Source organism: Streptomyces sp. NPDC086766 (assembly GCF_044746005.1).
Classification (GTDB): Bacteria; Actinomycetota; Actinomycetes; order Streptomycetales; family Streptomycetaceae; genus Streptomyces.
In genome coordinates this window covers 464,526-473,322 of record NZ_JBIVBI010000006.1, presented here as the reverse complement: position 1 = coordinate 473,322, position 8,797 = coordinate 464,526, and the positions used below count along the sequence as shown (strand labels likewise).

The window sequence follows — 8,797 nt, the reverse complement described above, 5'->3', positions numbered from 1 at the left end:
GGGCGCCTGGATTCCGCGCAGTCCTGACCGGTCCGGAGGAGCGTTCCGAAACCCGCGTGTGCCGGCCGATGATCCGTCGGACGTGGGGGGCCGGGGACCGTAGGGTGGCGGGATGATGCGTCGTGTCGCCGTGTCGTTCGTGCTGGCCGCCGGGCTCGCCCGGGCCGGGACCGCCGCCCTGCGTGCCGCCGCGCCCGGGGGCCGGGAGCGCTGGGAGCGGAGGAACCACGCCGGGCGGGCCGTCGGCCTGTACGCGGGCCCCGCGACCGCGCTGGCCGCGGCGGTCGCCGCCGGGCGGGTGCGGCCGGCCGCCGCCTTCGCGGTCGCGGCCGCCGGCGCCTGCGGCGCCTACGACGACATCGCCGGGGCCGGCGACCCCCGGCGCGGCTTCCGCGCCCACCTCACGGCGCTGCGGCACGGCGAGATCACCAGCGGGGCGGTCAAGCTCTTCGGCATCTCCGCTGCCGGTCTCTGCGCGGGCGCGCTGCTCAAGGAGCGGTCGCTGGACAAGGTGCTCGCGGGCATCGTGATCGCCGGGGCCGCGCACGCCGTCAACCTCCTGGACGTGCGCCCCGGCCGCGCCGCCGCGGCGGTGCTCGCGCTCGGCGCGCCCGGGCTGCTGCGCCGGGGCCCCGGCGCGGAACTGGCCGCCGCCGCGACGGGCGCCGCCGCGGCGGTCCTGCCCGACGACCTGGGGGAGCGCGTGATGATCGGTGACACGGGGGCGCACGCCCTGGGCGCGGCCGTCGGCGCGGCCGCCGTCGTGTGCAACGGGCGCCCCGGACTGGTCGCGCACGCCGCCGCGGTGGTGGCCGCGGCCGTCTTCGGCGACAAGGTGAGCGGGCTTGCCCGTTTCTGACACGCTCGGTGCGTCCGGACCGTGCCTCCTCCCCCGGAGGATTCATCACCCGTGTGGGTGACGCATACCGGCCGGACGCCCGCTAACCCTGCTCTTACCGCACCCTGGCATTCCCGGAACACCCGTACGTGCTGGCATCCTTGGGGCGGAAAACCGGCACGCGAAGGTAACGCGCGGTACATCCTGACCGCGGCCCACCTTCTGTACGTTTCCTCGTGACCGTCCCACCCCGACCCAGGAGCCCCGGCCCCCGTGAGCCCCGTGAGCAGCCACGCATCGCACGGTCAGTCGCCGCTGCGCACCGTGCAGGTGCTCGGCGGAGGCAACGCCGGCAGCAGCGCGCACGTGCGGTCGCTGGCCGCGGGGCTGGTCGCCCGGGGCGTACGGGTCACCGTGTGCGCCCCCGACGAGACCGACCGCGCCTACGACTTCACCGGGGCCGGCGCCGCCCATGTCCCGGTGCCGCGCAGCAGCGACCCGGTGTCGGTGGCCGCGCTGCGCACGATCTGCTCGGACGTGGACCTGGTGCACGCCCACGGGCTGCACGCCTCGTTCCGGGCGGCGCTCGCGCTCAGCGGGCGCACCACCCCGCTCGTCGTCACCTGGCACAACCACACCCGCGCCGAGGGCCCCCGCGCCCAGCTGCTGCGCCTGCTGGAGCGGCGGGTCGCCAAGGCCGCCACCGTCGTGCTCGGCACCACCTCGCAGCTCGTGGACCGGGCCCGCCGCAGAGGCGCGCGGGACGCGCGGCTCGCCGCGGTCGCGGTGCCCCGGCCCCGCGGCACCGCCGGGTACGAGGACCCCGAGCGCCCCCGGTCCAAGGTGCGCGCCGAACTCGGCTCCACCGGGCGGCCGTTGCTCATCGCCGTCGCCGCCCTCGAACGGCACCGGGGCCACGAACTGCTGCTGGACGCCGCCCGCGGCTGGCGGGACCTCGATCCCGCGCCGCTGGTGGTGATCGCGGGGGAGGGGCCGCTGCGCCCGGTCCTGCAGCGCCGGATCGAGGACGAGGAACTGCCGGTCCGGCTCGTCGGACGGCGCGACGACGTGGGCGAGCTCCTCGCCGCCGCCGACCTGGCACTGCTGCCCAGGAGCGGGGAGTCCCGCTCCGTCCTCGCCCAGGAGGCCCTGCACGCGGGCGTCCCGCTGGTCGCGGCGCGCACGGGCGGCATCCCCGAGATCGTCGGCGACGCGGCCGAACTGTTCCCGCATCAGGACGCCAAGGCGTTCACCGCCGCCGTCGTACGGCTGCTCGGCGACCCCGGGCGGCGCGAGGCGCTGCGGGAGCGGGGCATCCGGCAGGCCGCCACCTGGCCCACCGAGGACGAGACCGTCGCCCAAGTTCTCAGCGTCTACGACGAGTTGACGCAGCCCCAGCCGCTGATCTGAGGCGACCGGGCCGCCGGCCCGGTGGTCCGGGGCGCCCCGCCCACGGGCCCGGGCCGCCCCACGGAGCGCCCCACGGCCCCGAGGCCGTCACCGCCGTCCGCGACATCTCCTCAGCTAGGTCCCGCCGACCTGCGGCACGTGGCGGCGTGCCCGCAGGGCGAGGCTCAACGCCAGTACCGTCTGCGGGTCGTCGAGGTCGGTGCCCAGCAACTCCCCGATGCGGGCCAGGCGGTTGTAGAGCGTCTGCCGGTTGAGGTGCAGCTCGCGGGCCGTCTCCGCCTTGCGGCCCGCGTGCGCGAGGTACGTCTGGAGGGTGGGCAGCAGCGGCGGCCGGGACCGGTTGTCGTGGTCCCGGACCGGGCCGATGGCGCGGTCCACGAAGGCCGCCAGGTCCGGATGGTCGCGCAGCCGCCACAGCAGCAGGTCGATGTCGAGGCGGCGGGCGTCGTACCAGGGCCGCTCCGGCAGTCCCAGCGCCGCCGTCGCCGTCTCGGCCGCGTGCCGCAGGCCCGCCGACGCGGCCGCCCAGCCGCCGGCCACCCCGACGACCACGACCGGGGGCTGCGCGCCGGGCCGTCGCATCCCGGCCCGCTCCACCCCGGCCCGCAACGCCGCCGCGACCCGGTCCGCGACCGCCGGCCGCTCCGGCTCCGCGCGCAGACCGACCAGCAGCAGGACGCGCCCCTCGACCGGCCGTACACCCAGCAGCACCGGCACGCCCACCGAGGCGAGCTCCTCGGCGACCGCGCGCGCCAGCACCGCCCAGCCACCGCCGGGCGCGAGGGCGTCACCGAGCCGCATGACCACGGGGAGCAGCGGGCTGCCGCCGGGCTTGAAGCCGAGGACACGGGCCTGCGCCGGGGCGTCCTCCGCGGTGATCCGGCCCTCGGCGAGGTCGGTGAGGAAGTCGCCGCGGCCGCGGGCCGCCAGCTCCTCCTCCTGCCGGGCCTGCATCAGCACCACGGCCAGGATGCCCGCGGCCCGCTCGGCGGCCATGCGGTGCACCGGGCCGAGGGGGGAGCGGACCGGCAGCAGCACGAGCCGGGCGCGCACCGCGCCCGCTCCCGGGCCGCCACCGGGCACGTCCACGAGGACCGACCCGGCCGGCGGCGGGACGTCCTTGTGCTGCCCGCGCAGCCCCTCCCACACCTGGAGCGGATCGGCGCCCTCGGGTCCGGACCCCGCCGCGTACAGCAGCCGGCCGTCCGGGGTCTCCAGGAACACCGGGTTGCCGCCGAAGTCGGCGAGGATGGAGAGGACCTGCGGCACCCCGCCGCCGCCCAGCAGGGCCTCCGTGCAGCGCCGGTGCACCTCCTCGGCCCGCTGGAGCAGCGCGTAGTGGCCGTTGACGATCTCCGTGTGGATCTCCTCGGTGACCGTCACGAACGGCACCTCGCGGTGCAGCTGCACCAGCGGCAGACCGGCGGCGCGGGCCGTCTCGACCAGGGCGGCGGGCAGCCGGGCGAAACGGGGGCCGAGCTCCACGACGAGGGCCGCGATGCCGCGGTCGGCGAGCGTGCGGACGAAGGCGCGCTGGTCGGCGGGCCGGGTGCCGAGGCCGTAGCCCGTGGTCAGCAGGAGTTCGCCGCCCTTGAGGAGGGAGGCGATGTTGGGGACCTCGCCGGCGTGCACCCAGCGGACGGTGCGGTTCAGCCGGTCGGCGCCGGCCAGGACCTCCGGGAGGCCGCTGCGGAGGCCGGGCAGCTCGAGGGCGCGCTGGACCGTGATCCCGGCTCCCTCGGTGTCGAATCTGCGGTCCATGCAGCGGACGCTACCCCGCGGTGGCGGCGCCGGGACAGTTCGCCGTCCCCGGCGCCGACCTGCGGGAAGCTCAGCCCCCGTACGCCCCGCTCGCCGTCAGGCGCAGGGCCGTGTCGATCAGCGGGACGTGGCTGAAGGCCTGCGGGAAGTTGCCCACCTGGCGCTGGAGCCTCGGGTCCCACTCCTCGGCCAGCAGCCCGAGGTCGTTGCGCAGCGACAGCAGCTTCTCGAACAGCTTCCGGGCCTCCTCCACGCGGCCGATCATCGCCAGGTCGTCGGCCATCCAGAACGAGCAGGCCAGGAAGGCGCCCTCGTCGCCGGGCAGGCCGTCGACGCCCGCGTGCTCGCCGTCGGTCGGGTAGCGCAGGATGAAACCGTCCGAGGTGGAGAGCTCGCGCTGGATCGCCTCGATGGTGCCGATGACGCGCTTGTCGTCCGGCGGCAGGAAGCCCATCTGCGGGATGAGCAGCAGCGACGCGTCCAGCTCCCGGGAGCCGTAGGACTGCGTGAAGGTGTTGCGCTCCTTGTCGTACCCCTTCTCGCACACGTCCCGGTGGATGTCGTCGCGCAGTTCCTTCCACTGCTCCAGCGGGCCGTCGGCGTCGCCGGACTCGATCAGCTTGATCGTGCGGTCGACGGCGACCCAGGCCATCACCTTGGAGTGCACGAAGTGGCGGCGCGGGCCGCGCACCTCCCAGATGCCCTCGTCCGGCTCCTGCCAGTGCTTCTCCAGGTAGCGGATCAGCTTCAGCTGGAGCAGGGAGGCGTAGTCGTTGCGGGCCAGGCCGGTCATGTGCGCCAGGTGCAGGGCCTCGGTGACCTCGCCGTACACGTCGAGCTGGAGCTGGTGCGCGGCGCCGTTGCCCACCCGGACCGGCGCGGAGTTCTCGTAGCCGGGCAGCCAGTCCAGCTCCGCCTCGCCGAGTTCGCGCTCACCGGCGATGCCGTACATGATCTGCAGGTTCTCCGGGTCGCCGGCGACCGCGCGCAGCAGCCACTCGCGCCAGGCGCGGGCCTCCTCGCGGTAGCCGGTGCGCAGCAGCGAGGACAGGGTGATCGCCGCGTCCCGCAGCCAGGTGTAGCGGTAGTCCCAGTTCCGCACGCCGCCGATGTCCTCCGGCAGGGAGGTGGTGGGCGCGGCGACGATGCCGCCCGTGGGGGCGTACGTCAGCGCCTTCAGCGTGATCAGGGAGCGGACCACCGCCTCGCGGTAGGGGCCGTGGTACGTGCAGTGCCCGACCCACTCGCGCCAGAAGTCCTCCGTCGCCTCCAGCGACTGCTCCGGCTCCGGCAGCGGCGGCGCCTCCTTGTGCGAGGGCTGCCACGAGATGGTGAACGCGATCCGGTCACCGGGAGCGACCGTGAAGTCCGCGTACGTGGTCAGCGACTCGCCGTAGGTCTCCACCTCCGTGTCGAACCACACGGAGTCCGGGCCGGCGACCGCGACCGTGCGCTTGTCGTACCGGTGCACCCACGGCACGATCCGGCCGTAGGAGAACCGCATCCGCAGCGACGAGCGCATGGGCACCCGGCCGGTGACGCCCTCCACGATCCGGATGACCTGCGGGGCGCCGTCGCGCGGGGGCATGAAATCGGTCACGCGGACCGTGCCGCGCGGGGTGTCCCACTCCGACTCCAGGATCAGCGAGTCGCCGCGGTAGCTGCGCCGGGCCGCGGTGGGCGGCTCCTCGTCCGCCGCGTGGGCGGGACCGAGACGCCACAGGCCGTGTTCCTCCGTACCCAGCAGACCGGCGAAGATGGCGTGCGAGTCGAAGCGGGGCAGGCACAGCCAGTCGACCGTCCCGTCCCGGCAGACCAGGGCAGCGGTCTGCATGTCTCCGATGAGTGCGTAGTCTTCGATGCGCCCGGCCACGTGCAACTCCAGTCGAACGGCCACGTCACCCCGCATGGGGGCGGTCGCTAGTGCGGTCAAGGGGTCGTTGTAATGCGTCGTCGAGCGGCGAGGCAGCGGCCGCTCGCTTGGGGGACAAAGCGTCCATTGTTGCTCAACGAACTGACGAGCACACATTGTGCCGGTGGTCACGGGCGGGGGGTGGTGCCGTGTGGCCGGCCGGGCTCGGCAGCGAGTGTCCGAGCAGGATACGACGCACGTAGTTGATGCGTGTGCCCCTCCGGGCAACGCGCATGCGCCGAAAGGGTGAGCCACGGGTGATAAAGCCGTGACCGGTGCGCGCCCGTGTCGACCTGTGCGCGGAGCGTGGCCGGAAGTCATCCCTCTCCGGCGCTGATACCCTGGTAGCCCGTGGACCGGTGGGCTCGATCCCCCCGAACCGCAGCGACGGCGCCTCCGCCCGGCGACCCGGGATTTCCGGGCCGGACCGCCGCACCGCACTCCGAACCGCGACCACGGGAGCCCCCTCTTGGCCATGCCGCCGAAATCTACGACGACCAAGCACATCTTCGTCACCGGGGGTGTCGCCTCCTCGCTCGGCAAGGGCCTCACCGCCTCCAGCCTGGGCATGCTGCTCAAGGCCCGCGGCCTGCGCGTCGTCATGCAGAAGCTCGACCCGTACCTGAACGTCGACCCGGGCACGATGAACCCCTTCCAGCACGGTGAGGTGTTCGTCACCAACGACGGAGCCGAGACCGACCTGGACATCGGCCACTACGAGCGCTTCCTCGACCGGGACCTGGACGGCTCCGCCAACGTCACCACCGGTCAGGTCTACTCGACCGTGATCGCCAAGGAGCGGCGCGGCGAATACCTGGGCGACACCGTGCAGGTCATCCCGCACATCACCAACGAGATCAAGCACCGCATCCGCCGCATGGCGACGGACGAGGTCGACGTGGTGATCACCGAGGTCGGCGGCACGGTCGGCGACATCGAGTCGCTTCCGTTCCTGGAGACCGTCCGCCAGGTCCGGCACGAGGTCGGCCGCGACAACGTCTTCGTGGTCCACATCTCGCTGCTGCCGTACATCGGCCCCTCCGGCGAGCTGAAGACCAAGCCGACCCAGCACTCGGTCGCCGCCCTGCGCAACATCGGTATCCAGCCGGACGCGATCGTGCTGCGCTGCGACCGCGAGGTGCCCACCGCGATCAAGCGCAAGATCTCCCTGATGTGCGACGTCGACGAGGCCGCCGTCGTCGCCTGCCCGGACGCCCGCTCGATCTACGACATCCCGAAGGTCGTGCACTCCGAGGGCCTGGACGCCTACGTCGTGCGCAAGCTCGACCTCCCCTTCCGCGACGTGGACTGGACGACCTGGGACGACCTGCTCGACCGCGTCCACAACCCCGACCACGAGATCACCCTCGCCCTGGTCGGCAAGTACATCGACCTGCCCGACGCCTATCTGTCGGTCACCGAGGCGCTGCGCGCGGGCGGCTTCGCCAACAAGGCCCGCGTGAAGATCAAGTGGGTCACCTCGGACGACTGCAAGACCCCGGCCGGCGCCAAGGCGCAGCTCGCCGACGTCGACGGCATCTGCATTCCGGGCGGCTTCGGCGACCGCGGCGTGCTCGGCAAGGTCGGCGCCATCCGCTACGCCCGCGAGAACGGGATCCCGCTGCTCGGCCTCTGCCTGGGCCTGCAGTGCATCGTGATCGAGGCCGCGCGCAACCTCGCCGGCATCTCCGACGCCAACTCCACCGAGTTCGACCCGGCCACCGGCCACCCGGTGATCTCCACCATGGCCGAGCAGCTCGACATCGTCGCCGGCGAGGGCGACATGGGCGGAACGATGCGTCTGGGCATGTACCCGGCCAAGCTGGCCGAGGGCTCGATCGTGCGCGAGGTGTACGACGACAAGGAGTACGTCGAGGAGCGCCACCGTCACCGCTACGAGGTGAACAACGCCTACCGCGCCGAGCTGGAGAAGAAGGCGGGCATCGTCTTCTCCGGCACCTCGCCGGACGGCAAGCTCGTCGAGTACGTCGAGTACCCGCGCGACGTCCACCCGTACCTGGTCGCCACCCAGGCGCACCCCGAGCTGCGCTCGCGGCCGACCCGCCCGCACCCGCTGTTCGCGGGGCTGGTGAAGGCGGCCGTGCTGCGGCAGGACGCGATGCGCAAGGGCTCCGAGTAACACACCGGTTGTACGGTGACGGGGGTGCGTTCCTTCAACGGTGCGCACCCCCGTTTTCTTTTTGTACGTGCGGAAGGGCAGGGCATGACGATCAAGGACATCCCCGAGGAGTGGGAGACCCGGGCCACGAAGACCCCGTTCACCGGGAACAAGACCTCGGTCCGTACCGACGAGGTGGTCATGCCCGACGGCACCGTGGTCACCCGCGACTACCAGGTCCACCCCGGCTCCGTGGCGATCCTGGCCCTGGACGACGCCGGCCGCGTGGTGGTCATCCGCCAGTACCGCCACCCCGTACGGCAGAAGCTGTGGGAGATCCCGGCCGGCCTGCTCGACGTGCCGGGGGAGAACCCGCTGCACGCCGCGCAGCGCGAGCTCTACGAGGAGGCGCACGTCAAGGCCGAGGACTGGCGGGTGCTCACCGACCTGTACACCAGCCCCGGCGGCAGCGACGAGGCCGTGCGGATCTTCCTCGCCCGGGGGCTGTCCGCGGCCGAGGGCGAGAAGTTCGAGGCCGAGCACGAGGAGATCGACCTGGAGCTGGCCCGGGTGCCGGTCGAGGACCTCGTGCGGGGCGTGCTCGCCGGCGAGCTGCACAACACCTGCCTGGTCGCCGGCGTCCTCTCGCTCGTCGCGGCGCGGACCGGGGACGGGCTGGACGCGCTGCGCCCGGCCGAGGCGCCCTGGCCGGCCCGACCCTTCGAGTCCTGAAACCACCGCGACCCGCTCCCCGGAA

6 protein-coding genes are annotated in these 8,797 nt (G+C 73.5%); 4 read left to right on the top strand and 2 right to left on the bottom strand.

The features are described from left to right. The first annotated feature begins 112 nt into the window (after positions 1 to 112). Both ACIPM1_RS15130 and ACIPM1_RS15125 read left to right on the top strand, forming a co-directional pair. Positions 113 to 859 carry a hypothetical protein gene (locus ACIPM1_RS15130; protein ID WP_402433960.1) on the top strand — a complete coding sequence of 249 codons (747 nt, stop codon included), beginning with the start codon at positions 113 to 115 and terminating at the stop codon, positions 857 to 859. 252 nt (positions 860 to 1,111) lie between these two features. Next, a complete protein-coding gene (locus ACIPM1_RS15125) occupies positions 1,112 to 2,248 on the top strand; it encodes a glycosyltransferase family 4 protein (protein ID WP_402433957.1) in 1,137 nt (378 codons plus the stop codon). Positions 2,249 to 2,362: 114 nt separating this feature from the next. On the opposite strand, the gene ACIPM1_RS15120 is transcribed toward ACIPM1_RS15125, so the two are convergent. Both ACIPM1_RS15120 and ACIPM1_RS15115 read right to left on the bottom strand, forming a co-directional pair. Further along, positions 2,363 to 4,009, bottom strand: coding sequence for a PucR family transcriptional regulator (locus tag ACIPM1_RS15120; RefSeq protein ID WP_402433954.1), 1,647 nt, complete (start codon positions 4,007 to 4,009; stop codon positions 2,363 to 2,365). A 70-nt stretch (positions 4,010 to 4,079) separates the two neighbouring features. Then, positions 4,080 to 5,882: a glycoside hydrolase family 15 protein gene (locus ACIPM1_RS15115; RefSeq protein ID WP_402434005.1), complete on the bottom strand. Its 1,803-nt coding sequence runs from the start codon at positions 5,880 to 5,882 to the stop codon at positions 4,080 to 4,082. A gap of 514 nt (positions 5,883 to 6,396) precedes the next feature. Between ACIPM1_RS15115 and ACIPM1_RS15110 the strand changes: the two genes are divergently transcribed. After that, positions 6,397 to 8,061, top strand: coding sequence for a CTP synthase (locus ACIPM1_RS15110; RefSeq protein WP_356193336.1), 1,665 nt, complete (start codon positions 6,397 to 6,399; stop codon positions 8,059 to 8,061). 84 nt (positions 8,062 to 8,145) lie between these two features. Beyond that, complete coding sequence (locus ACIPM1_RS15105) at positions 8,146 to 8,772, top strand: NUDIX hydrolase (RefSeq protein ID WP_356193334.1); 627 nt, start codon at positions 8,146 to 8,148, stop codon at positions 8,770 to 8,772. The last annotated feature ends 25 nt before the right edge of the window (positions 8,773 to 8,797 follow it).

Bases quoted from the DNA above. Each gene is read 5' to 3' on its own strand.
- ACIPM1_RS15120 (WP_402433954.1), bottom strand. From the start codon at position 4,009: ATGGACCGCAGATTCGACACCGAGGGAGCCGGGATCACGGTCCAGCGC.
- ACIPM1_RS15105 (WP_356193334.1), top strand. From the start codon at position 8,146: ATGACGATCAAGGACATCCCCGAGGAGTGGGAGACCCGGGCCACGAAG.
- ACIPM1_RS15130 (WP_402433960.1), top strand. From the start codon at position 113: ATGATGCGTCGTGTCGCCGTGTCGTTCGTGCTGGCCGCCGGGCTCGCC.
- ACIPM1_RS15110 (WP_356193336.1), top strand. From the start codon at position 6,397: ATGCCGCCGAAATCTACGACGACCAAGCACATCTTCGTCACCGGGGGT.